23 protein-coding genes are annotated in these 22,585 nt (G+C 61.7%); 14 read left to right on the top strand and 9 right to left on the bottom strand.

Annotation, left to right across the window (positions count from 1 at the left end; translation table 11 throughout):
• Position 1 precedes the first annotated feature (1 nt).
• The 3 genes from KHP07_RS22330 to KHP07_RS22320 all read left to right on the top strand — a co-directional run bounded on the left by KHP07_RS22330 (position 2) and on the right by KHP07_RS22320 (position 2,820).
• Positions 2 to 583 (top strand): IMPACT family protein, encoded by a 582-nt coding sequence (locus KHP07_RS22330; protein ID WP_099493346.1) that lies wholly within the window; start codon positions 2 to 4, stop codon positions 581 to 583.
• Positions 584 to 632: 49 nt separating this feature from the next.
• Complete coding sequence (locus KHP07_RS22325) at positions 633 to 1,319, top strand: SDR family oxidoreductase (protein ID WP_078046721.1); 687 nt, start codon at positions 633 to 635, stop codon at positions 1,317 to 1,319.
• Between the two features lie 145 nt (positions 1,320 to 1,464).
• On the top strand, positions 1,465 to 2,820 hold the full coding sequence (locus KHP07_RS22320; protein WP_078046720.1) for an 8-oxoguanine deaminase: 1,356 nt from the start codon (positions 1,465 to 1,467) through the stop codon (positions 2,818 to 2,820).
• On the opposite strand, the gene KHP07_RS22315 is transcribed toward KHP07_RS22320, so the two are convergent.
• Positions 2,821 to 3,912 (bottom strand): calcium:cation antiporter, encoded by a 1,092-nt coding sequence (locus tag KHP07_RS22315; protein ID WP_078046719.1) that lies wholly within the window; start codon positions 3,910 to 3,912, stop codon positions 2,821 to 2,823.
• Positions 3,913 to 4,106: 194 nt separating this feature from the next.
• Here KHP07_RS22315 and KHP07_RS22310 point away from each other — a divergent pair, with 194 nt between their 5' ends.
• Positions 4,107 to 5,060, top strand: coding sequence for an adenosine deaminase (locus KHP07_RS22310; protein WP_012722045.1), 954 nt, complete (start codon positions 4,107 to 4,109; stop codon positions 5,058 to 5,060).
• A gap of 94 nt (positions 5,061 to 5,154) precedes the next feature.
• On the opposite strand, the gene KHP07_RS22305 is transcribed toward KHP07_RS22310, so the two are convergent.
• Together KHP07_RS22305 and vimR are read right to left on the bottom strand one after the other, a co-directional pair.
• Positions 5,155 to 5,847, bottom strand: a complete 693-nt coding sequence (locus tag KHP07_RS22305; RefSeq protein WP_078046717.1) for an ArsR/SmtB family transcription factor — start codon at positions 5,845 to 5,847, stop codon at positions 5,155 to 5,157.
• 137 nt (positions 5,848 to 5,984) lie between these two features.
• The gene (gene vimR / locus KHP07_RS22300; RefSeq protein ID WP_078046716.1) at positions 5,985 to 6,911 is read right to left on the bottom strand and encodes a transcription regulator VimR; all 927 of its coding nucleotides are present in this window, start codon (positions 6,909 to 6,911) and stop codon (positions 5,985 to 5,987) included.
• A gap of 118 nt (positions 6,912 to 7,029) precedes the next feature.
• Between vimR and KHP07_RS22295 the strand changes: the two genes are divergently transcribed.
• The 3 genes from KHP07_RS22295 to KHP07_RS22285 all read left to right on the top strand — a co-directional run bounded on the left by KHP07_RS22295 (position 7,030) and on the right by KHP07_RS22285 (position 8,690).
• Positions 7,030 to 7,323: a putative quinol monooxygenase gene (locus KHP07_RS22295; RefSeq protein WP_025857591.1), complete on the top strand. Its 294-nt coding sequence runs from the start codon at positions 7,030 to 7,032 to the stop codon at positions 7,321 to 7,323.
• A gap of 25 nt (positions 7,324 to 7,348) precedes the next feature.
• A complete protein-coding gene (locus tag KHP07_RS22290) occupies positions 7,349 to 8,362 on the top strand; it encodes a zinc-binding alcohol dehydrogenase family protein (protein WP_214498034.1) in 1,014 nt (337 codons plus the stop codon).
• Positions 8,363 to 8,507: 145 nt separating this feature from the next.
• The gene (locus KHP07_RS22285) at positions 8,508 to 8,690 is read left to right on the top strand and encodes a hypothetical protein (RefSeq protein WP_100491570.1); all 183 of its coding nucleotides are present in this window, start codon (positions 8,508 to 8,510) and stop codon (positions 8,688 to 8,690) included.
• A gap of 8 nt (positions 8,691 to 8,698) precedes the next feature.
• On the opposite strand, the gene KHP07_RS22280 is transcribed toward KHP07_RS22285, so the two are convergent.
• Positions 8,699 to 9,892, bottom strand: a complete 1,194-nt coding sequence (locus tag KHP07_RS22280) for a Bcr/CflA family multidrug efflux MFS transporter (protein WP_214498033.1) — start codon at positions 9,890 to 9,892, stop codon at positions 8,699 to 8,701.
• Between the two features lie 85 nt (positions 9,893 to 9,977).
• Positions 9,978 to 10,175 (bottom strand): heavy-metal-associated domain-containing protein, encoded by a 198-nt coding sequence (locus KHP07_RS22275; RefSeq protein WP_078046712.1) that lies wholly within the window; start codon positions 10,173 to 10,175, stop codon positions 9,978 to 9,980.
• Positions 10,176 to 10,322: 147 nt separating this feature from the next.
• On the opposite strand from KHP07_RS22275, the gene KHP07_RS22270 reads away from it, so the two are divergent.
• The 3 genes from KHP07_RS22270 to cueR all read left to right on the top strand — a co-directional run bounded on the left by KHP07_RS22270 (position 10,323) and on the right by cueR (position 13,369).
• Entirely contained in the window at positions 10,323 to 10,703 is a 381-nt protein-coding gene (locus tag KHP07_RS22270) for a hypothetical protein (protein ID WP_078046711.1), read from the top strand.
• 66 nt (positions 10,704 to 10,769) lie between these two features.
• On the top strand, positions 10,770 to 12,971 hold the full coding sequence (locus KHP07_RS22265) for a heavy metal translocating P-type ATPase (RefSeq protein WP_214498032.1): 2,202 nt from the start codon (positions 10,770 to 10,772) through the stop codon (positions 12,969 to 12,971).
• Positions 12,968 to 13,369, top strand: coding sequence for a Cu(I)-responsive transcriptional regulator (gene cueR, locus KHP07_RS22260; protein ID WP_078046709.1), 402 nt, complete (start codon positions 12,968 to 12,970; stop codon positions 13,367 to 13,369). Before KHP07_RS22265 ends, cueR begins: the two co-directional genes overlap by 4 nt.
• A 146-nt stretch (positions 13,370 to 13,515) precedes the next feature.
• On the opposite strand, the gene KHP07_RS22255 is transcribed toward cueR, so the two are convergent.
• Together KHP07_RS22255 and KHP07_RS22250 are read right to left on the bottom strand one after the other, a co-directional pair.
• Complete coding sequence (locus KHP07_RS22255) at positions 13,516 to 14,415, bottom strand: PA4780 family RIO1-like protein kinase (protein WP_014716761.1); 900 nt, start codon at positions 14,413 to 14,415, stop codon at positions 13,516 to 13,518.
• A 124-nt stretch (positions 14,416 to 14,539) separates the two neighbouring features.
• Positions 14,540 to 15,817: an acetyl-CoA C-acetyltransferase gene (locus tag KHP07_RS22250; RefSeq protein ID WP_214498031.1), complete on the bottom strand. Its 1,278-nt coding sequence runs from the start codon at positions 15,815 to 15,817 to the stop codon at positions 14,540 to 14,542.
• Positions 15,818 to 15,931: 114 nt separating this feature from the next.
• On the opposite strand from KHP07_RS22250, the gene KHP07_RS22245 reads away from it, so the two are divergent.
• From KHP07_RS22245 to KHP07_RS22230, 4 genes are all read left to right on the top strand, one after another.
• Positions 15,932 to 17,275 (top strand): 3-oxoacyl-ACP reductase, encoded by a 1,344-nt coding sequence (locus tag KHP07_RS22245; protein WP_214498030.1) that lies wholly within the window; start codon positions 15,932 to 15,934, stop codon positions 17,273 to 17,275.
• A gap of 2 nt (positions 17,276 to 17,277) precedes the next feature.
• Positions 17,278 to 18,126, top strand: a complete 849-nt coding sequence (locus tag KHP07_RS22240) for a MaoC family dehydratase (protein ID WP_078046706.1) — start codon at positions 17,278 to 17,280, stop codon at positions 18,124 to 18,126.
• A 301-nt stretch (positions 18,127 to 18,427) separates the two neighbouring features.
• On the top strand, positions 18,428 to 19,981 hold the full coding sequence (locus KHP07_RS22235; RefSeq protein ID WP_214498029.1) for a collagen-like triple helix repeat-containing protein: 1,554 nt from the start codon (positions 18,428 to 18,430) through the stop codon (positions 19,979 to 19,981).
• Between the two features lie 186 nt (positions 19,982 to 20,167).
• The gene (locus tag KHP07_RS22230; RefSeq protein ID WP_099493357.1) at positions 20,168 to 21,850 is read left to right on the top strand and encodes a ShlB/FhaC/HecB family hemolysin secretion/activation protein; all 1,683 of its coding nucleotides are present in this window, start codon (positions 20,168 to 20,170) and stop codon (positions 21,848 to 21,850) included.
• A 28-nt stretch (positions 21,851 to 21,878) separates the two neighbouring features.
• On the opposite strand, the gene KHP07_RS22225 is transcribed toward KHP07_RS22230, so the two are convergent.
• Positions 21,879 to 22,280: a response regulator gene (locus tag KHP07_RS22225; RefSeq protein WP_078046703.1), complete on the bottom strand. Its 402-nt coding sequence runs from the start codon at positions 22,278 to 22,280 to the stop codon at positions 21,879 to 21,881.
• Positions 22,281 to 22,326: 46 nt separating this feature from the next.
• Positions 22,327 to 22,524 carry a Flp family type IVb pilin gene (locus KHP07_RS22220; protein WP_214498028.1) on the bottom strand — a complete coding sequence of 66 codons (198 nt, stop codon included), beginning with the start codon at positions 22,522 to 22,524 and terminating at the stop codon, positions 22,327 to 22,329.
• Between the last annotated feature and the right edge of the window lie 61 nt (positions 22,525 to 22,585).

The raw sequence follows: 22,585 nt of genomic DNA, 5'->3' as shown, positions 1-22,585 counted from the left end.
TATGCCTTTCACGCTCACCGGCCTTTGCGAGTTTCGCGAAGAAATACGCAAAAGCCGCTTTATTACCCTCGCCGCACCGATCACCAGCGCGCAAGACGCCCAGGCGTTTTTCGAGCAACACAGCGACCTGAACGCCACGCACAATTGCTGGGCCTGGAAACTGGCCGACCAATACCGCAGCAATGACGACGGCGAACCCGGCGGCACCGCCGGGCGCCCGATCCTCGCAGCCATCGAGGCGCAAGGTTTTGATCAGGTCGCGGTGTTGGTGATTCGCTGGTACGGCGGCATCCAATTGGGCACCGGCGGCCTCGCCCGCGCCTACGGTGGCGGCGCGAATAAATGCCTGCAAAATGCCGACCGCATCGAACTGATCAGCCGTGTCCCCTTGAGCTGCGCCTGCGGGTTCGCCGAGCTGAACCTGGTGAAATTGCGCGTTGCTGAACTGGGCGGGCTGGTGGTCGACGAAACCTTCACCGCCAATGGCGTCGAGTTGCAACTCGCCTTGGGCGAAGCGCATATCGATACCCTGCAGACTCAGCTTGCCGACCTCAGCCGTGGGCGTATCCTGCTACAACGCTGAAACTGCTAACGTTGCACTCCCTGAACCGCGACTCTAAAGGAAGCTTTTCATGTCTACGCCAAAAACCGCATTGATCATCGGCGCCTCGCGCGGGCTGGGCCTTGGGTTGGTCAAGCAACTGTTGCAGGACGGTTGGGACGTGACGGCCACCGTGCGCGATCCGAGCAGGGCCGATGCCCTGAAGGCCGTCGGCCCAGTAAAGATCGAAAAACTCGACATGGACGACCAGCAAGCCGTGATCGCCCTGAGCCAACGCCTGAAGGAACGGACCTTTGACCTGCTGTTCGTCAACGCCGGCGTCAAGGGCCCCGCCAATCAAGAGCCGGGCCACGCCACCTTGGCAGAAGTCGGCCAACTGTTCTTCACCAACGCCGTAGCGCCGATCAACCTCGCCCAGCGTTTTGTCGGGCAAATTCGTAAAGACAGCGGCGTATTGGCCTTCATGAGTTCGGTACTGGGTAGCGTGACCATCCCCGACGGCTCCGACCTGGCGCTGTACAAAGCCAGCAAGGCGGCACTCAACTCCATGACCAACAGCTTTATTACCCAGCTGGGCGACCATAAGTTGACCGTGCTGTCGTTGCACCCAGGCTGGGTGAAGACCGACATGGGCGGTGAAAACGCACACATCGACGTCGACACCAGCGTGCGCGGCCTGGTGGACCAGGTGAACGCCTACACTGGCAAAGGCGGCCATCATTTCATCGATTACAAAGGCGACACCATCGCCTGGTAAAACCCTGAGGATCGTTATCGACCGATTGCCGTCGGTAACGATCCGCGCGTAGACTGCCCCCTCGCCTTTACCGGCGACCCTGGATCAGCAGACAGGGCAACACTGAGCTGGCAAACCTGAACCCATCATTCAGAGGAGCCGGCCAATGCCTGCGACCCGTATCTGGTTAAAAACCCCCCTCGCGATTTTCACGGCGAACGGCCTCGATGCCCGTGGCGGCCTGGTGCTGCAAGACGGTGTGATCACCGAATTGCTGGCCCTGGGACAAGAGCCCACACAACCCTGCACACAGGTATTCGATGCCCGTGAGCATGTGGTCCTGCCGGGCCTGATCAACACCCACCATCATTTCTATCAGACCCTGACCCGCGCCTGGGCGCCGGTGGTCAATCAGCCATTGTTTCCCTGGTTGAAAACCCTGTACCCGGTCTGGGCACGACTCACCCCGGAAAAGCTCGCTCTCGCCAGCAAAGTCGCATTGGCAGAATTGCTACTTTCAGGCTGCACCACGGCGGCGGACCACCATTACCTGTTCCCCGACGGCCTGGAAAACGCCATCGACGTACAAGTGGAAAGCGTCCGCGAGTTGGGCATGCGCGCCATGCTCACCCGTGGTTCCATGAGTTTGGGTGAAGCCGACGGCGGCCTGCCACCGCAACAGACGGTGCAGCAGGGCCAAGTCATCCTTGAAGACAGTCAGCGTCTGATCCGCGAATACCACCAGCGTGGTGACGGCGCGCAAATCCAGATCGCACTGGCGCCCTGCTCACCGTTTTCCGTCACCCCGGAAATCATGGAAGCCAGTGCCGAACTGGCCAACCGCCTGGATGTACGCCTGCACACCCACCTGGCCGAAACCCTCGACGAAGAAGATTTCTGCCTGCAGCGCTTCGGCCTGCGCACCGTGGACTACCTCGACAGCGTCGGCTGGCTCGGCCCACGTACCTGGCTGGCTCATGGCATTCACTTCAACCCGGATGAAATTGCGCGCCTGGGCGCCGCCGGCACGGGTATCTGCCATTGCCCAAGCTCGAACATGCGCCTCGCGTCCGGCATCTGTCCGACCCTGGACCTGCTCGCGGCAGGCGCGCCTATCGGACTGGGTGTGGACGGTTCCGCGTCCAACGATGCGTCGAATATGATCCTTGAAGCGCGCCAGGCGTTGTACATCCAGCGCCTGCGTTACGGCGCGGAAAAGATCACCCCGGAAGGCGTGCTGGGCTGGGCAACCAAAGGATCGGCGCAGTTGCTGGGCCGTACGGATATCGGCGAATTGGCGGTCGGAAAGCAAGCTGACCTGGCGCTGTTCAAGCTCGACGAGCTGCGCTTCTCCGGTAGCCATGATCCGATTTCGGCGCTGCTGTTGTGCGGCGCGGACCGTGCGGACCGGGTGATGATTGCAGGCAAATGGCGCGTGATCGACGGCCAGGTCGAAGGCCTGGACCTGAAAGGCCTGATCGCTGATCACACCCAGGCCGCGCGGCAGTTGATCGCTGGCTGATTACAACCCCAACAGCGACAGCATGATAAAGGTCGCGAACAGCACGAAATGGGTCATCCCTTCGATGGCGTTGGTTTCGCCATCGTTGAGGTTGATCGCGCTGACGATCAGCGTGATAAACACCATCACCGTTTGTACCGGCGTCATCGCCATCTGGAACGGCTGGCCGGTGTAGAGCGCCATCGCCTCCATCACCGGCACCGTCAGGATCACCGTCGACAACGATGCACCCAACGCGATGTTGACCACCGACTGCATGCGGTTGGCCAACGCGGCGCGCAATGCCGTCAGAATCTCCGGTGCTGCCGAAATGGCCGCGACCACAATCGCCGTAATCACCGGCGGCGCCCCCGTGCCTTCCAGGCCCAGGTCCAACGTTTTGGACATCACCTCGGCCAGCGCCCCGATCACAATTACACCAAACACCAACGTGCCGATGGAAAACGCCAGGTTGACCGGCTGCGCCTGTTCTTCTTCCGGCTGTTTCTTGCGACGTTTCTCCGGGTAGCTGTAGCTGAAGAAGTAGCTGTGCGGCCCCACCTGCATGCGCAGGAACAGGGTGTACAACACCACCATCGCGCCGATGGTGAAGGCCGAGTAAATTTTCCAGTCGGCTTCGGGGATAAATTCCGGCACCACCATCGACACGCCCATGGCGGTGAGGATCATCACGCTGTAGGTTCGCGCCGAATCGTCGTTGTAGGACTGTTCGCCATGCTTGATGCCGCCCATCAACGCGGCGAGGCCGAGAATCCCGTTGATGTCGAGCATCACCGCCGAGTAAATGGTGTCGCGCACCAAGGTGGGCGACGGCTCATTGCTCATCATGATCGCCAGGATCACCACTTCCACCAGCACAGCGGCGAGCGTGAGGATCATGGTGCCGTAAGGGTCGCCGACTTTTTCCGCGAGTTGTTCAGCGTGATGGGCCACGCGCATCGACGCCGCCACGATGAAGCCAATCAGCACCACGCCCGCCAGCAGCGCCACCACTTGCCCGCTGTGGAGCATCCAGTGCTCCAATGGGTAGGCAGCAACGGCGGCAATCAGCGCCAGCAGCATGAATTTTTCTTGCTTGAGGGATGTGAGCATTCCGGGCCTTTTAGTACGGCAAATCAGTCATTGATGGGGTACAGACTGCGCCAAGCCGCTAACGTTTCGTTACACCTTAGTTCACGGGAACCTTGCATGAATAAAAGCAAAACTCTCCTGCTGGTCAGGTTTTGCCAATTATTTCAGCCATGGGCTGTAGAATGCCGCCATTGCACCTGATGAGAATTTAGAAAATGTACGATTGGCTCAACGCCCTGCCCAAGGCTGAACTGCACCTGCACCTGGAAGGCTCGCTGGAGCCTGAGCTGCTGTTCGCCCTGGCCGAGCGCAACAAGATTGCGCTGCCGTGGAACGACGTCGAAACCCTGCGCAAGGCCTACGCCTTCAACAACCTGCAAGAGTTCCTCGACCTGTATTACAAGGGCGCTGATGTGTTGCGCACGTCCCAGGATTTCTACGACCTGACCTGGGCCTACCTGCTGCGCTGCAAAGAGCAGAACGTGATCCACACCGAACCCTTCTTCGACCCGCAAACCCACACTGACCGTGGCATACCGTTCGAAGTGGTGCTTAACGGCATCGCCGCCGCGCTCAAAGATGGCGAGCAGCAACTGGGCATCACCAGCGGCTTGATCCTCAGCTTCCTGCGCCACTTGAGCGAAGCCGAAGCCGAGAAAACCCTCGACCAGGCGCTGCCGTTCCGTGACGCGTTCGTGGCCGTGGGCCTGGACAGCTCGGAAATGGGTCACCCGCCAAGCAAATTCCAGCGCGTGTTCGACCGTGCTCGTCACGAAGGCTTCCTCACCGTGGCCCACGCCGGCGAAGAAGGCCCACCCGAGTACATCTGGGAAGCCATCGACCTGCTGAAGATCCAGCGTATCGACCATGGCGTACGCGCCATCGAAGACGAGCGCCTGATGCAACGCATCATCGACGAGCAAATCCCGCTGACTGTGTGCCCGCTGTCCAACACCAAGCTGTGCGTGTTCGACGACATGGCCCAGCACAACATCCTCGACATGCTTGAGCGTGGCGTGAAGGTGACGGTGAATTCGGATGACCCGGCCTACTTCGGCGGTTATGTCACCGAAAACTTCCACGCGCTGTACACCTCGCTGGGCATGACCCAGGACCAGGCCAAACGCCTGGCGCAAAACAGCCTGGATGCGCGACTGGTCAAACCGTGATCCCGTAAGCGCCGGCTTGCCGGCGATGCAGACACCTCGGGTTGTTCAGGATGACCGAGGTGATCCTATCGCCGGCCAGCCGGTTCCTACGCAGTCAGCTCCTCGCTGGCACGGCCAATCGGGTGATTTCCTGCCGTCCGATAGCATGGACCTGCAAGGCCTGGGACTCATTGATCACGCTGATCCAGTTCGACTGCAAGAACAACTGCAACAACCCCGCCCCCAACGCCCCGCCCAGATGCGGCTGCTGCTGGCTCCAGTCAAAGCAGTTGCACACCAGCGGCGACGCCAATGCCTGGGTGAAAATCCCCAAGCCTGCCAGGCACAGCGCACCTTTGACCGTGATATCGGTACGCTGCTCATGGCGCTCGATCCATCCCGCTTCCAGCAGATGTTGATACAACTGCGCCCCCAGCTCTCCACCCAGGTGGCCGTGGCACAACCGGGCCTGCCGTAACAACGCCGGCGCGACCAGGGCTGGCAAATTATCCGACGTGCTGCGCGCGGCGCACGCCATGGTAGTCCTGGCCAGGGCATCAATGGCTGCGCTGACATCCGGCGCCGCCACGCGAAACAAGCGCTTGCCACGCCTGGCCTCTACGCGCAGCAAACCACCGGCGGTCAGTCGCGCCAGGTGCGCGTTGGCAGAGGTTGCTGACAACCCGGCGAGTGTCGCCAACTCGACCGGCGACTTGGCCGAGCCATCCATCAACGCCCATAGCATCGCAGTGCGTTTGGGTTCAGCAAGTAAGCTGGCGATCTGACTGATGCACGGTGCTGCTTCCATCGTTTCACTCCCTGTTGAATTATTTTCCCATTGAGGTCAGCGCCAGAGTATAGGGGCGCAAACCGCCGGTTCCACGGCGTCTGACAGCGCGGATAGGGACAGGGAATGAGTGAAATTTCCTCTTGTGGTGGAGGGCGTTACGTCGCGCTCAATCGTTCCGGTAACTGAGCGGTCAACGTCGCACAGCGGGACACAAGCATTTCTCGCAACAGGTTGATGGGTTTGCTCAACTGCGCACGGTGAGCACACAACAAATTGAGCGGCGTGCGCTCGCCACGCAGCTCCGGCAGGATCAGACGCAAGCGCCCCGCCAGCACATCGGTGCTCACATCGAGCCAGGACTTGTAGGCAATGCCCACACCCGCCACCGCCCAACGACGGACCACATCGGCATCGTCACTGAAGCGGTCGCCGGTGACGGTCAGGCTGATTTCGCGCTTACCGTCGCGGAAGGTCCAATGATCGTGGACCCGGCTGCCGAGCATATAGAGCAGGCAATTGTGCTGGGCCAGTTGCTCCAGGTGCCGAGGCTCACCATAGCGCGCGAGATAGCTGGGGGAGGCACACAGCACGCGAACGTTATCCGGCGCGACGGGCAGCGCGATCAGGCTGGAGTCCTCGGGCTCACCGTAGCGCAGGGCAATATCCACCGGCTGGCGGAACAGATCGGCAATCCGGTCGCCCAACAGCAGCCGTACGGTCAAATGCGGGTACTCCCGCTGGAACTCGTCCAACCAGGGCAGCAGCTGATTACGCCCGAAATCCGACGGAGCCGATAGCTGCAGCACGCCGCTGACATGGTCCTGGCCACTGGCCAACAGGCGTCGGCCTTCATCCAGCGAGCTCAAGGCAGCGCGAGCATATTCCAGGAAGCCGTCGCCTTCGGCGGTCAGGCGCAGGCTGCGGGTGGACCGCGCCAGCAAGCGTGTGCCCAATTGCTGCTCGATACGCTTGAGCGCCGCACTTGCGACAGCCGGTGACAGGTCCATGACCCGTGCAGCAGCGGACAGGCTGCCGAGGTCCGCCGCACGTACAAACAACTGCAAATCATCAAAACGCAGCATGCATTCCCACTCATTATCAATATTTTATTGAAACAGACTGCTGTTTTAGCCGCTTTTATCGGCGCGGGAAATAGCCAATCATCTGTGCATCCCGTTCATCACGTGCCTGGAGTTGAATATGTCCACTGCCTTTAACGTCATTGCCACGCTGATCGCCAAACCCGGCCAACAGGCCACCCTGGAAACCCTGCTGCGCGGCCTGCTGGAACCCACGCGCCTGGAAGCCGGCTGCGAGCAGTACGACCTGCACCAGGACCTGCAACACCCCGAGACCTTCTACATGCTCGAACGCTGGAGCGACGACGCGGCACTGGCCGACCACGACCAGAGCGCGCACATCCAGAGCTTTCGCGCCAAGGCCGCCGATGTCATCGAACACTTCGAACTCAAGCGCCTGAAATTTCTCGCCTGATCACCCGCCATTTTCCGGAGCCATCATGAAAGCCATTGCCTACTACGCGTCACTGCCGATCACCGATCCCAACGCCCTGCAAGACATCGAATTGCCAGCGCCCGTCGCCGGTCCGCGCGACTTGCTGGTGGAAGTCAAAGCCATCTCGGTCAACCCCGTGGACACCAAGGTGCGCCAGAACGTCGCCCCGGAAAACGGCGCCGCCAAAGTGCTGGGCTGGGACGTGGCCGGCGTGGTCAAGGCGGTCGGCAGCGAAGTGACGTTGTTCAAGGCTGGTGACAAGGTGTTCTACGCCGGCTCGCTGGTGCGCCCGGGCGGTAACAGCGAACTGCACACCGTGGATGAGCGCATCGTCGGCCACATGCCCAAGAGCCTGGGCTTTGCCGATGCCGCCGCACTGCCGCTGACCGCCATTACCGCCTGGGAACTGCTGTTCGAACGCCTGCACGTGCGTGAAGGCAAGCAAGACGAAGGCCAGAGCCTGCTGATCGTCGGCGCTGCCGGTGGCGTGGGGTCGATCCTGACCCAACTGGCCAGCCAGCTCACGGCCCTTAAAGTGATCGGTACAGCCTCTCGCCCGGAAACCCAGGAATGGGCCAAGGCCCTCGGTGCCGACCTGGTGATCGATCACAGCCAACCGCTGAGCGAAGCACTGACAGCCGCCGGTCACCCGCAAGTGACCCACGTCGCCAGCCTGACCCAGACCGATCATCACCTGGACCAACTGGTCGAAGCCCTGCAACCCCAGGGCAAGCTGGCACTGATCGACGACCCCAAGGCGCTGGATGTCAGCAAGCTCAAGCGCAAGAGCCTGTCGCTGCACTGGGAGTTCATGTACACACGCTCGATGTTCGAGACGCCGGACATGATCGAGCAGCACAACCTGCTTAACCGCGTGGCCGAACTGATCGACGCCGGTACCCTGAAAACCACGGTGGGTGAGCACTTTGGTGTGATCAATGCCGCGAACCTGCGACGCGCTCATGCCCTGCTGGAAAGCGGCAAGGCCAAGGGCAAGATCGTGCTGGAAGGGTTCTGAAATCTACGCGTCGGCGCCGTCTGTTATTCACCTGAGTGATGGACGGTGCCATTAGTCCGAGAGTTGACCTTTGTCATATTTGTGAGCGTGTTCGGGTTTATATTGGCCGCCTTTGCCACGATTCTTTTACGTGAGGAAGTCAGCAATGAAGATCCTGATAAAAGCGTTAGCAAAATCCGCAGGCAATAAATGGCAGGTTCGTCTCGACCGGGACGCGTTCACCTTCCGCACCGAGGCCGAAGCCCGTGCCTTTGCCGACACCCTGCAAGCCCGTATCCAGGCGCCCCACCGTTTTCCAAACAGCCAGCAACGCTCCGCCGCTGGCTGAACCGCTCTTCAGACCTGTGCCTGCAAGGCCCGTTTGCGTTGCAGGCGCTGGGTCGACATCGCAATCGTCACCGCCAATACCCCGCACAAGCTGATGACCATGGCCATCGGCATCGCCGTGCCGTCGTGCAGGATCCCCACCAACGATGCCGCCCCCGCCGCCACGCCAAACTGAATGCAACCGAGCAACGCCGAAGCGCTACCCGCCCGTGCTCCCTGCCCGCTCATGGCACACGCCGAGGTATTGGGCAAAATGCAGCCCAGGCTGGCGATGCAGATAAACAACGGCACCAGCAATGGCCACAGCGCATCGGTGCGCAAGGCTGCAATGCCGAGCAACGTCAGCGCCGCCACCAGGTAGACCCACACACTGCGCGACAGTAGAAACGCGGGGCCACGCTTGGACAGCAGCCGCGCATTCACTTGGGCCACCAGGATAAAGCCCGCAGCGTTGGAACCGAACAGCCAGCCGTAATGCTCGGCAGGCACGCCGTAGAGTTGGATAAACACGAAAGGTGAACCGGCGATGTAGGCAAACATTCCGGCAATCGAGATGCCACCGGTCAGGGCGTACCCCAAGTAGACGCGGTCCGACAACAATGCTGCGTAGCGACGCAGCGACCCGGACAACGGCTGACGTGGCTGATGCGCCGGAAAGGTTTCCGGCAACCCGACTGCCACGGCAATGGCGGCCATTACGCTGAATATCGACAGCGCGAGGAAGATCGACTGCCAGCCCCACAGCCCGACCATCAACCCGCCTGCCAGCGGTGCGAGGATCGGCGCCAGGCCGGTGACCAGCATCAGCTGGGAAAACACTTTGGCCGAGCCCACTGCATCACATTTGTCGCTGACCACCGCACGGGAAATCACCATGCCCGCGCAGCCACCCAGGGCCTGCACAAAGCGCGCAACAATCAGCCACTCCAGCGAAGGCGCAAAGGCACACGCAAAGGACGCCAAGGTGAACAGCGTGACACCACTGAGCAGCGGGCCGCGTCGTCCGAAGCGGTCAGCCAGTGGGCCGTAGATCAATTGGCCGATGGCCAGGCCACCGAAGTACACCGCCAGGGTCAGCTGGATGTGTTTTTCATCGGTCGCGAAAGCCTTGGCCATGGCCGGAAAGCCCGGCAGGTAAAAATCGATCGCCAACGGCGCAAAGGCGCTCAAGGCACCCAGAATCAGGATTATGCGGAGGTTCATCGGGCACCCAAGTAAGACGGCAGCCCGATAGTCTAGCCGCGCTTGGGTGCATTGAACACGATAGCTCGCTAACTATTTGTTCGCGTCAGGCGAGCTTTGCGCTGTAGCCCTCTTCGGTGATCGCCTCGATCACTTGCTCGGCAGACAGGCGGCTTTCGACGCCCACTTCCTTTGCCGCCAGGTCGACCTTCACACTGGCTGCCGGGTCCTTGCCCTGTAATGCCTGGGTCACCGCTCGAACGCAATGGCCGCAGGTCATTCCTTCAACGCTGAATACTTGCATGACATGACTCCTTTGATGAGGTTGGACCCAGTCTCAAGCTTGCCACGATGGCAAGGTCAAGTTACGGGAATATCTGCCGGGCTGGTAATCATTGGCGTCGTCGGCCAAGCTTCACCTATCTTCGATTCACACCACGGAGCATTCGCCATGCGCTGGTCGTTTTTTGCCCTTCTCGGCCTGATGAGCTTGTCTGCCGCTGCGCCGCAGGCTATCGCCGCCGAAGACTATGCGGTGCTGATCATTTCCCGGGAACGCCTGGAAGTGCCGACCAACTGCGAAATCGGCTTGTACCTGAATGACCAACTGGCGGGCCGGCTGTTCCAGGAACAAGCCACGTCCTTCAACCTGCCGGCGGGCAACCTGTCCTTGCGCCTGAAGCTGCTGCCAGGCCAATCCCCAGGCTGCCTGCCAGGGATGCTGGCACCGCCCGCGCAAAACATCACGCTCAAGGTCGGTGACGTACGCAAGTTGCGTATCGCCCAAGGCCCGGATGGCATGTACCTCAAGCCCGCCGCATTGGAATATTAAAGGCGCTTGACCTTCCCCACAGGTCAAGGTTGATCCTACGGGCAACGTCTCCTGGAGGACTGCCCCATGAATGGATCCACCACCTTTGACCTGCCCATCGGCGGCATGACCTGCGCCAGCTGTGCCGGCCGGGTCGAGCGCGCGCTGAGCAAGGTGCCGGGGGTGCAACGCGTCAGCGTCAACCTGGCCAACGAGCGCGCCCATGTTGAAGTGCTGGGCCAGATGGACCCCGGCGTGCTGATCGCCGCAGTCGACAAAGCTGGCTACATCGCCACCCTGCCCCAAAGCGAAACCGCCACCGACGCCAATCAAGCCCAGCGCCTGCAGCGCGAGCGTTGGGCGCTGCTGCTGGCGATCCTGCTGGCATTGCCGCTGGTGCTGCCGATGTTGGTGGAACCCTTCGGCCTGCACTGGATGCTGCCCGCCTGGGCACAGTTCGCCCTGGCCACGCCGGTGCAATTCATCTTCGGCGCGCGCTTCTATATTGCTGCCTGGAAAGCCGTGCGTGCCGGTGCCGGCAATATGGACTTGCTGGTGGCCATCGGCACCAGCGCCGGTTACGGCCTGAGTATGTATGAATGGCTCACCGCTCACCCCGGCATGGCACCGCACCTGTACTTCGAAGCCTCGGCGGTAGTGATCGCCCTGGTGCTGCTGGGCAAATACCTGGAGAGCCGCGCCAAGCGCCAGACTGCCAGCGCCATCCGCGCCCTGGAAGCCTTGCGTCCCGAGCGGGCGATTCGGGTCATTGAAGGGCGCGAAGAAGACGTCGCCATCAATGCGTTGAAGCTCGGTGACCTGGTGATGGTCAAGCCTGGCGAGCGCTTCCCGGTGGACGGTGAAGTGGTCGAGGGTCAAAGCCATGCCGACGAAGCCTTGATCAGCGGCGAAAGCCTGCCGGTCCCGAAACAGCCTGGCGATACCGTCACCGGCGGCGCCATCAATGGCGAAGGCCGCCTGCTGGTGCGCACCCTGGCCCTTGGCGCTGAAAGCGTATTGGCGCGGATCATCCGTTTGGTCGAAGACGCCCAGGCCGCCAAGGCACCGATCCAGAAGCTGGTGGACAAAGTCAGCCAAGTCTTCGTCCCGGCCGTGCTGGTGCTGGCGTTGGCTACCCTGGTGGGTTGGTGGCTGTATGGCGCGCCGCTGGAAACCGCAATCATCAATGCCGTGGCCGTGCTGGTAATCGCCTGCCCGTGCGCCCTGGGCCTGGCCACGCCGACTGCGATCATGGCCGGCACGGGTGTCGCCGCACGCCACGGCATCCTGATCAAGGACGCCGAAGCCTTGGAGCGCGCCCACGAGGTGAGCGCCGTGGTCTTCGACAAGACCGGCACCCTCACCTCCGGCACGCCGAAAATTGCCCACCTGGCGGCAGTGGATGGCAACGAATCGCTGCTGTTGCAACATGCCGGTGCACTGCAACGCGGCAGCGAACACCCGCTGGCCAAGGCCGTGCTGGATGCGTGCAACGAAAAAGGGCTGCCCGTGGCCGACGTGACGGCCAGCCAATCCCTGACCGGACGCGGCATCGCCGGCACGCTGGAGGGACGGCAGTTGGCGTTGGGCAATCGGCGCCTGCTGGAGGAAAGCGGCTTGAGCGCGGGCGACCTCGCCGACTCGGCCAACGCCTGGGAAGCCGAAGGACGCACGTTGTCATGGCTGATCGAGCAAGGTGCGCAACCGCGTGTGCTGGGGCTGTTCGCCTTTGGCGACACGCTCAAGCCCGGTGCGATGGAGGCCGTGGAACAACTCAAGGCCCAGCACATCACCAGCCATTTGCTCACCGGCGATAATCGTGGCAGCGCCCGTGTGGTCGCGCACGCCCTGGGCATCGACGATGTGCACGCCGAAGTGCTGCCCGCCGATAAAGCCGCCACCGTCGCCGAGTTGAAAAAAACCGGGGTGGTGGCCATGGTCGGCGACGGCATCAACGACGCCCCGGCCCTGGCCGCCGCCGATATCGGCATCGCCATGGGCGGTGGCACCGACGTGGCCATGCACGCGGCCGGCATCACCCTGATGCGCGGCGACCCGCGCCTGGTGCCCGCAGCCCTGGAGATCAGTCGCAAGACCTACGCGAAAATTCGCCAGAACCTGTTCTGGGCCTTTGTGTATAACCTGATTGGCATTCCCCTGGCCGCCTTTGGCCTGCTCAATCCCGTGCTGGCGGGCGCGGCGATGGCGTTGTCCAGTGTCAGCGTGGTGAGCAATGCCTTACTGTTGAAGACGTGGAAGCCTAAGGACCTGGAGGATCAACGCCCATGAATATCGGCCAAGCAGCACGCCAGAGCGGGCTCAGCGCCAAGATGATTCGCTACTACGAATCCATCGGCCTGCTCAAAGCCGCCCACCGCACAGACAGTGGCTATCGCGTGTATGGCAGTGACGACTTGCACACGCTGGCGTTTATCAAACGCTCGCGGGACCTGGGGTTTTCATTGGAAGAGGTCGGCAAGCTGCTGACCCTGTGGCAGGACCGGCAACGGGCCAGTGCCGATGTCAAGGCGTTGGCACGCCAGCATATCGATGAGCTGAACCAGAAGATTCTGGAGCTGGCACAGCTGCGCGATACGCTGCAGGACCTGGTGGAGCACTGCCAGGGCGATCATCGGCCGGATTGTCCGATTCTCAAGGAGTTGGCGTCGGGTAGCTGCTGCGCCTGATGGAATCTATCTGAATACATGCAAAACCAAATGTGGGAGCGGGCTTGCTCACGAAGGCGGTGGATCAGTCAGCACATGCATAGACTGACACTCCGCTTTCGCGAGCAAGCCCGCTCCCACAGTGTTGATCTTCATCTACCCAAAGATCATTGCATCCACGGCGGTGGCGGCGGCTCGTCCGGCACTTTGCTCGGTGGCGCATCATCCGCCGCCCGGATCGCCTGGCGACGCTCTTCATCCAGCCGCGCGGCTTCGATCTCGCGGATCACACCGCCGACATCCGCCAACTCTTCCGGCTCGTCGAACTCGCCGGTCAATACGCTGGCCGGGTGCAAGGTGCCGGCTTCGTACAGGGCCCACATTTCCTTGGCGTACTTGGTCTTCTTCAACTCCGGGGCAAAGCGCCCGAAATAGGAAGCCATGTTGCCCACATCCCGCTCCAGCATGCTGAACGCGTGGTTGTTGCCCGCCGCATCGACGGCCTGGGGCAGGTCGATGATCACCGGGCCCGTTGGCGTGAGCAGTACGTTGAACTCGGACAAGTCACCGTGCACCAGGCCGGTACACAGCATCAGCACGATCTGGGAAATCAGGAAAGCGTGGTATTCACGCGCCTGGTCCGGCTCCAGCACTACGTCGTTCAGACGCGGCGCCGCATCGCCGTACTCGTCGGCCACCAGCTCCATCAGCAGCACGCCTTCCAGGAAGTCGAACGGCTGGGGCACGCGAACGCCCGCACCGGCCAGGCGGAACAAGGCCGCCACTTCGGCGTTCTGCCAGGCATCTTCGGTTTCTTTCTTGCCGAACTTGGAGCCCTTGGCCATGGCCCGGGCCTGCCGGCTGTTGCGGACCTTACGGCCTTCCTGGTATTCGGACGCTTGACGAAAACTTCGTTTGTTCGCCTCCTTGTAAACCTTGGCGCAACGCAATTCGTTGCCGCAGCGCACCACATAAACAGCTGCTTCTTTACCACTCATGAGTGGGCGCAGCACTTCGTCGACCAGACCGTCTTCGATCAGGGGTTCAATGCGTTTAGGAGTCTTCATCAGCTTTTATTGTGGGTCCTTTATTACCAAATACGCGTATGGCACTCGTTATACGGCAATCAGCTCGCCGGTGGGAGAGGCTACCGACCGTTGATCACTTAAGAATGCATCCAATATGCCAGTTTCAACGTTCAATGATCGCGGTTACACCCTGCCCACCTGCCGCACAGATCGAAATCAGGCCACGTCCCTTGCCCGCCGCATCCAGCAACTTGGCCAGGTTGGCGACGATACGCCCACCCGTGGCAGCGAACGGATGCCCGGCCGCCAGTGAACTGCCCTTCACATTCAGGCGGCTGCGGTCGATGGCGCCCAACGGTGCCTCCAGCCCGAGGCGCGTCTTGCAGTAGTGCGCATCTTCCCAGGCCTTGAGCGTGCACAAAACCTGGGCAGCGAACGCCTCATGGATCTCGTAGTAATCGAAGTCCTGCAGCGTCAGACCATTCCTCGCCAGCAAGCGCGGTACCGCGTACACCGGCGCCATCAGCAGGCCTTCGGCGCCGTTGACGAAGTCCACCGCCGCCGCTTCACCATCGCGTAAATACGCAAGGATCGGCAAGCCACGTTCCTGGGCCCAGGCCTCGCTGCCCAGCAGCACCAGCGACGCACCATCCGTGAGCGGCGTGGAGTTGCCGGCGGTGAGCGTGCCTTTTTCGCTGCGCTCGAAGGCGGGCTTGAGCGCGGCGAGTTTTTCCAGGGTCAAGTCCGGGCGCAGGTTGTTGTCGCGGGTCAGGCCCAAGAACGGCGTGAGCAAATCGTTGTGCCAGCCTTCAGCGTAGGCAGCGGCCATTTTCTGGTGGCTTTCCAGGGCCAACTGGTCCTGCTCGGCACGCGGAATCTGCCAAGTCTGCGCCATCAATTCACAGTGCTGGCCCATGGACAAACCCGTACGGGGTTCGCCGTTGCGCGGCAGTTCTGGCTTGAGGTGATGGGGACGAAGTTGTAACAGGACTTTTAATTTGTCCGCCACGGACTTGCTGCGGTTGGCTTGCAACAGAATCTTGCGCAAGCCTTCATTCACGCCTATAGGGGCGTCGGAGGTGGTGTCCACCCCACCGGCAATCCCGCATTCGATCTGCCCCAGGGCGATCTTGTTGGCCACCAGCAGCGCCGCTTCCAAGCCGGTGCCGCAGGCCTGCTGAATGTCGTAGGCGGGGGTTTGCGGTGACAGGCGCGAGCCCAGCACGCATTCGCGGGTGAGGTTGAAGTCGCGCGAATGCTTGAGCACCGCACCGGCAGCTACTTCGCCCATGCGCAGGCCGTGCAGGTTGTAGCGTTCGATCAGGCCCTCCAGGGCGGCGGTCAGCATCGCCTGGTTGCTCGCCGTGGCATAGGGGCCATTGGAGCGGGCGAAAGGAATGCGGTTACCGCCAATGATCGCTACACGGCGCAATTGAGTCATGGAAAGCTCCCTGATGGTTGTGGGTGGAATCACCAAGCCTAGCCTAGGCTCAATCGAACGACTGCCACCCCGGGGTGGTCAACCCTTTGAACCCCAGCCTTCGGAGAGCGTTCCATGTCTGACCGTTATATCGACTTCGCCAACTCAAGCCTCGGCCATCGCCTGGTCGCCGCCATTGGCCTGCCGTCACCGGTACGCCTGGAACGCTGGCAAGCCGGGCGCCTGCGCCCAGTGGAGGGTGCATTGCTGCTGGGCGGCGGTGCGCTGACCACCCAGGTGCAGGCGTTCGCCAATCGGCTCACTGACGCCATCTACACCTACGGCAGCGAGACCTCGACCTGGATTCCCGGCCACGGTCCCAAACTCAAGGCTGTCGTATTCGACGCCAGCGACTTGCAGCACACCGACCAACTCAAACAGCTGCGCGAATTCTTCCAGCCACTGCTGAAAAACCTCGATAACAGCGCGCACCTGGTGATCCTCGGGCGTGCGCCGGAAGGTCTCAGCGATCCCTTTGCCGCCAGCGCCCAGCGCGCTTTGGAAGGGTTCAGTCGCTCGCTGGCCAAAGAGCTGCGCAATGGGGGTGTGTTGCAACTGCTCTATGTTGGTGACGGGGCCGAAGAGCAACTGGAAGGCGCACTGCGCTTCTTCCTTTCGCCAAAAAGCGCGTACATCTCCGGCCAGGTGATTCGCCTGGAGGCCTGCGCCACACCGGTCGAAGACTGGACGCGGCCCCTGGCCGGGCGCAAGGCACTGGTAACCGGCGCCGCCCGAGGCATTGGTGCATCCATCGCCGAAACCCTAGCCCGCGACGGCGCCGAGGTGATCCTGCTCGACGTGCCCCAGGCCAAGGCCGACCTCGAAGCCCTGGCCGCGCGCCTGGGGGCACGCACCGTCACGCTGGATATCTGCGCTGAAGACGCCGCCCGCCAATTGATTGAACAGTTGCCCGATGGCCTCGACATCCTGTTGCACAACGCCGGTATCACCCGCGACAAAACCCTGGCGAACATGACGCCGGAATATTGGGACGCGGTGCTCGCCGTCAACCTCAATGCGCCGCAAGTACTGACCCAGGCGCTGCTCGACAACGGCACCCTGCACGACAACGCCCGCGTGGTGTTGCTGGCGTCCATCAGCGGCATCGCCGGTAACCGTGGGCAAACCAACTATGCGGCGAGCAAGGCGGGCTTGATCGGCCTCGCGCAGGCCTGGGCGCCGCTGCTTAGGGAGCGTGGCATCACCATCAACGCGGTGGCGCCGGGCTTTATCGAAACCCAGATGACCGCGCATATTCCGTTTGCCTTGCGTGAAGCCGGGCGACGCATGAGTTCACTGGGCCAGGGCGGCCTGCCACAGGACGTCGCCGAAGCGGTGGCGTGGCTGGGCCAACCAGGTTCGGGGGCGGTCAGCGGGCAAGCGCTGCGTGTGTGTGGGCAAAGTCTCCTGGGAGCGTAAGCATGCAATGGAAGACACTGGGCAATACGCCGTTTCTGCCGCCGCTGTATTGGCGCGCGGCGCTCAAGCGCAAGATTACCGGCAGCGCCCTGCCCGAGCAGGGGCTGCGTTGTCGGGTGAGCATCAACCCCAGGCACGTGGCGGCCTATCGCAAGGTCTGTGGTTTTGCTGACAGCCCGATCCTGCCGGCGACGTACCCGCATATCCTCGCGTTTGGCCTGCAGATGCAGTTGCTCACCGATAAACACTTTCCCTTCCCGCTGCTGGGGCTGATTCACCTGAGCAACCGTATCCGCATCCATCGCCCGCTGGGGGGTGTCAGTGAGCTGTCCGTCGGTGTGCACGCGCAGAACCTCAAGCCCCACCCCAAGGGCGCGACCTTCGACCTGATCACCACCGTCGAAGACTCCCTTGGCCTGCTGTGGGAAGCCGAAAGCCGCATGCTGTGCCGAGGCGTGAAACTGGACGGTGAGGCGCAAGAGGACGCCCAACCCTCCCCCACCCAGGTCAGCGAATTGTCCCGCTGGAAGGCACCCGCCGACATCGGTCGCCGGTATGCACGGGTGTCCGGTGACTACAACCCGATCCACCTCAGCGCCCTGACCGCCAAGCTGTTTGGCTTCCCCCAGGCCATCGCCCACGGACTGTGGAACAAGGCGCATACCCTCGCCGCACTCGGCGAACACCTGCCCGCCGCCAATGTTGAGATAAACGTCGAGTTCAGGAAGCCCGTACGCCTGCCCAGTGAAGTGACGTTATTGGCCAGCGCCGCCGGTTCCAGCGGAGAGTTGTGGCTCAAAGGCGCAGGCGATATTGAACATATGGTAGGCAAGTGGCAGCCAATCGCCTGAAATAAAATGATTAATTGTATATATACACCCTAAGTAATAGCGGACTTTTTTAAGTCCGCTTTTTTATACAACCTATTGATTTTAAACATATATACATCTTGATACATCCCCGCCTTATACCCTTGGCATTAGCTACTTAAACGGTACAGCTGCGCAATATATAAATCGTTAATACCAAGTTGAGCATTGAGAGAACGCACATCCGGGGCTGTTATAGCCACACGGACAAACGTATCGCTATCCCTAGAAATAGTGAGCGTTTGAAGACAACCAAGGTTGTACAGGTGCAAGGAACTCAATCATGAAAACTCAAGTAGTGTTTTGGAAAGCAAGTACCGCGCTGGCCCTGGCAGTAGCACTGGCACTCGGCGGCTGCAGCAGCGGTGGAGGTGGGCATCACAGTGGTGGATCTTCCGATGCTGGCGCTGGCGCAGGTGGCGGTACAGGCGGCGAGGGAACCGGTGGCGGCACCGATCCTGGCACCGACCCGGGCACTAACCCAGGCGGCGGCACCACGCCACTGGTTACGGCGACCGTGGTCGACACCGTCGGCGATACCGTGACCGGTCTCGGCGGCACCGTCAGCAGCCTGGGCACCACCCTTGGCAGCCTGCCAATCGTCGGTGCAACCGCTGGCGACCTGGTCACCGCTACCGGCAACGCCGTGGGCAGCATCGGTACCGGCCTGTCGGATGGCCTGGGTACGCTGGGTACTGACAGCAATGCATTGGGCAAAACCGTCGCTGGCGTGGCCAACGGGGTTTCCGACCTGGGCGACGGCGTGACCGTCACCGGCACTAATGTCGCCACACTGCTGGGCAAAGTGCCGGTGGTCAGCGGCGCTGCACCGGTGGTAGGCAACGTCGTCGGCAAGGTGGGCAATGCCGTGACCATGCTGGGCGACACCCTGAGCACCGCGAGCACTACCGGCCCACTGGGTTCGGTCACCAACACCGTGGGCGCAAAAGTCCTGGTGCCCGTGGTCTCCCTGGTGGAAAACACCACCGGTAAAGTCGGCTCCTCAACCGGCCTGGATTCTCCAGTGGGCGGCTTGCTGAAAAAAGTGGGCGATACCGTCGACGGCCTGGGCGATAAAGTCGCCGACACCGGCGGCACCGGCAACCCTGTGACAGGCGCGGTGGGCAATGTGCTCAATGGTGTCGGCACCGTGGTCGGCAAGGCCAGCGGTTATGTCGACCCGGATGCGGATAACAGTGGCGGCGGCAACGGCGGTGGTACAGGGGGAGGTACAGGTGGCGGTACTAACAACCTGGGCTTGCCTGAACTGATCGGTGGCGTGATCGCCGGGGCCGGCAGCGGCCTGGATGCAGGCAACACCAACGGCGTGGTCAGCGCGACCGGCGTCACGGGTGTCAAAGCCGGCACCACCGTGGCGTCCCTGGGCACCCTCCTGGGCGGCAGCGGCGTCCCCAACACAGCGGCCGGTGCACCCATTGCCGGGCTGACCACTCAAATCGGCGGCGCTATCAACCCTGTCACCAGCGGCGTGCAAAGCCTGACCCAAACCATCGGCGGTGCCACCGGCCTGGGTGCGCCCGTCAATGGCCTGGTGACGAATGTCGGCGGCGCTGTCAGCAGCCTGGGCGGCAAAATCAGCGGCACCAATGCCAACCCGGTCACCAACGCCCTCGGCGGTACAGTGACTGCAGTGGGCGGTACCGTGGCCTCGATCGGCGGCCTGGTCACCGGCGGTACCAACACCGGCGGCGGCTTGCTCGGGGGTGGCGTGAACCTGGGTGTCGGCGCGGGCGCCGGTGCCTCTGCCGGTGCAGGCGGCAGCGCAAATGGTGGTCTACTGGGCGGGCTGTTAGGCGGCCTGGGCGGCAAAAAATAGAATTGCACCTGGCCGATTAGACGGCCTCACCTACAGCGCCTACGCTTGGTTGAGACGAGAGACCCCACTAAGTCTCTCGTCTTTTTTTATGGGTCAATGATCGATCCCTGAAAGCACCCGAACCGCGCCCCCAGAGCCCGGCGGGAATCTGCGAAACGCTGCTGCAGTTTGACCATGGAGTGTCCTATGCGCGCTTTGACGCCGTTGTTATTGCTCACCCTCAGTGCCTATGCCCACGCCGATACCCTACCCAGTTTCCTCAATAGCAACGACACCATCCGCAACCTGCCCGTGCCCAACCTGCCCGCCGACGCCTACCGTCCGGCGGCCACACCCACCCAGGTGCCGACGCCGGCGCCCACCGCCGGGCAACCGTTGCTGATGGACACCAAAGTGACCATCCGCAAACTGCAGATCGACGGCGGCACGGTCTACCCGCTCAGCGACGTTGCGCAGGCATTCGAGCCGCTGATCGGCCACGAAACCAATCTGGAGCAATTGATCGAAGCCACCCGCAGCATCACCCGGCGTTATCAGCAGGACGGCTACTTGCTGTCGTACGCCTTCCTGCCGGAACAACGTTTCGAGGACGGCCTGGTGCGCGTGGTGCTGGTCGAAGGCTACATCCGGGATTACCAACTGCAAGGCGACATTGGCGCGGTCTCGTCCTACGTCGACAAACTGGCCGAGAAACTCAAGGCCGAACGCCCGCTCACGCGCAAGACGTTCGAGCGCTACACCACGTTGATGGGCGCTATACCGGGTGTAACCGTGCAAGCCCAGGTGCCGCCGCCAGGCACCACCGATGGCGGCACCCACATGCAGATCAACGCCAGCCGCAAGCCCATCACCACCAGCATGAGCCTCAACGAAGCCAGCCGTGGCGGTACCCAGGCCTTGCTGACCGGTACCAGCAACTCGTGGACATCCATGGGCGAGCAACTGAGCATCAGCGGCCTGTTCCCGCCAGGCGAAGACAAAGAGCACTACTACCGCGCGACCTACAGCCAATTCATCAACGCCGAGGGCACCCAACTCGCGCTCTCGGGTGAACGCTACCGCGCCGACCCAAGCACCAGCCTGCAACTGGGCGACGGCCTGGAACTCAAGCCACACCAGCAGATCGACCGTTACTCCATCGGCATCAGCCACCCCTTCATCGCCTCGCCCGGCGAGTCGTTGAGCCTGGGGACGCGCCTGTACGCCGTGGACCAGACCAACCGCTACAAACTGGAAGGTTTTCCCCAGCGTTTCGAACTGGAAACCAACCTGCGCGCCCTGGCCTTCGAAGGGGACTGGCGCAAGGCTGACACCACCCAGTTGCGCATCATCAGCGGCGGCGTGTACCAAGGCATCAATGGCATGGGCGCCAAGACCCGCACGGACTTTGGCGGCCTCAAACCCGACCTCGACTTCTTCCGCCTGCGCCTGTCTGGGGTACAGAGCAACAAGCTGTTCGACAACTGGCAAGGCGTGCTGTCCGGCGCGCTTTACTGGAGCAACGACAACCTGCCCGACAGCGAACGCGCCACCTTCGGCGGGCAGAGTTTCGGCCGCGGTTATCCCGATGACCAGGGCACCGGCGACAAGGGCTGGGGCCTGGCCTACGAGGTCAACTACAGCTACAACCGCGCCGGCGACTGGGTGAGGATCCTGCAACCCTACGTGGTGTTCGACCGCGCCAAGACCTGGTTCAACGACCTGCCGGTGCAGGGCAACGACCTGTCATCGGCGGCGTTGGGGCTGCGTTTTGGCGATGCCAAGTACTACAACATCGCGCTGGAGGTCGCCAAGCCGATGTCGGACGTGGCATTGGACAGCTACGATCGGCGGCCGCGTTATTCGGTGAGCTTCAGTTACCAGCTCTGAATCTGCAGGAGCCCGGCTTTCCGGGCGCCTACAGTTTAGCTTTGGGGAGGGGGAAGAGGTTGTTCAACGTATCGATCAACCGCACCAGGTAGATCGGCTTGCGAAACAGGTCCAGCACCTGCAGGCGCAGCATGTCGCTCACATCATCCATTTCGGCATGACCGGACATCACAATCACCGGCAGGTGGGAACGTGAGGTGTGTTCGCGCAGTCGCTTGATCAAGGAAATGCCACTTTCCTCGGGCATGCGCAGGTCGGTAATGACCAGGGCGATGTCGGGGTGAAGTGTCAATTCTTGCAGGGCAAAGGTGACGGAATTGGCGGTAAAACAGACAAATCCCTCGTTCTCGAGGGATTCGGCAAGTTCGATCAAGGCGTCCTCTTCATCGTCCACCAATAGAATTTGCTGGCGTGAAGAAGACGCGCTCATGGCATTACCTGCAAGAGGGATAATCGTAAAAAAACCACAACTAACATCAGGTCCCAGTCGGCATACCGCTGGACATGTTGGTGAAAATGTTTTTGATCTTAGTTCCGAGCCCCGTTCCGGCGCCGACAATAACCAGCGCGACCAACGCGACGACAATTGCGTACTCGATACCTGAGGCACCCTCTTTGCGACTGAAGAATAGTTGCGTCTGAACGTAAAGTTTCAATACCAGGTCAAGGAACATAAGACTTCTCCCTAAAACGCCACTGGAAGCCGGAACGGCTCTAGTACCAGATGATCGCGGC

The organism is Pseudomonas sp. VS40 (assembly GCF_018587885.1).
Lineage (GTDB): Bacteria > Pseudomonadota > Gammaproteobacteria > Pseudomonadales > Pseudomonadaceae > Aquipseudomonas > Aquipseudomonas pergaminensis.
Note: the sequence above shows the minus strand (reverse complement) of the source record. Positions and strands in the feature narration are given on the sequence as shown.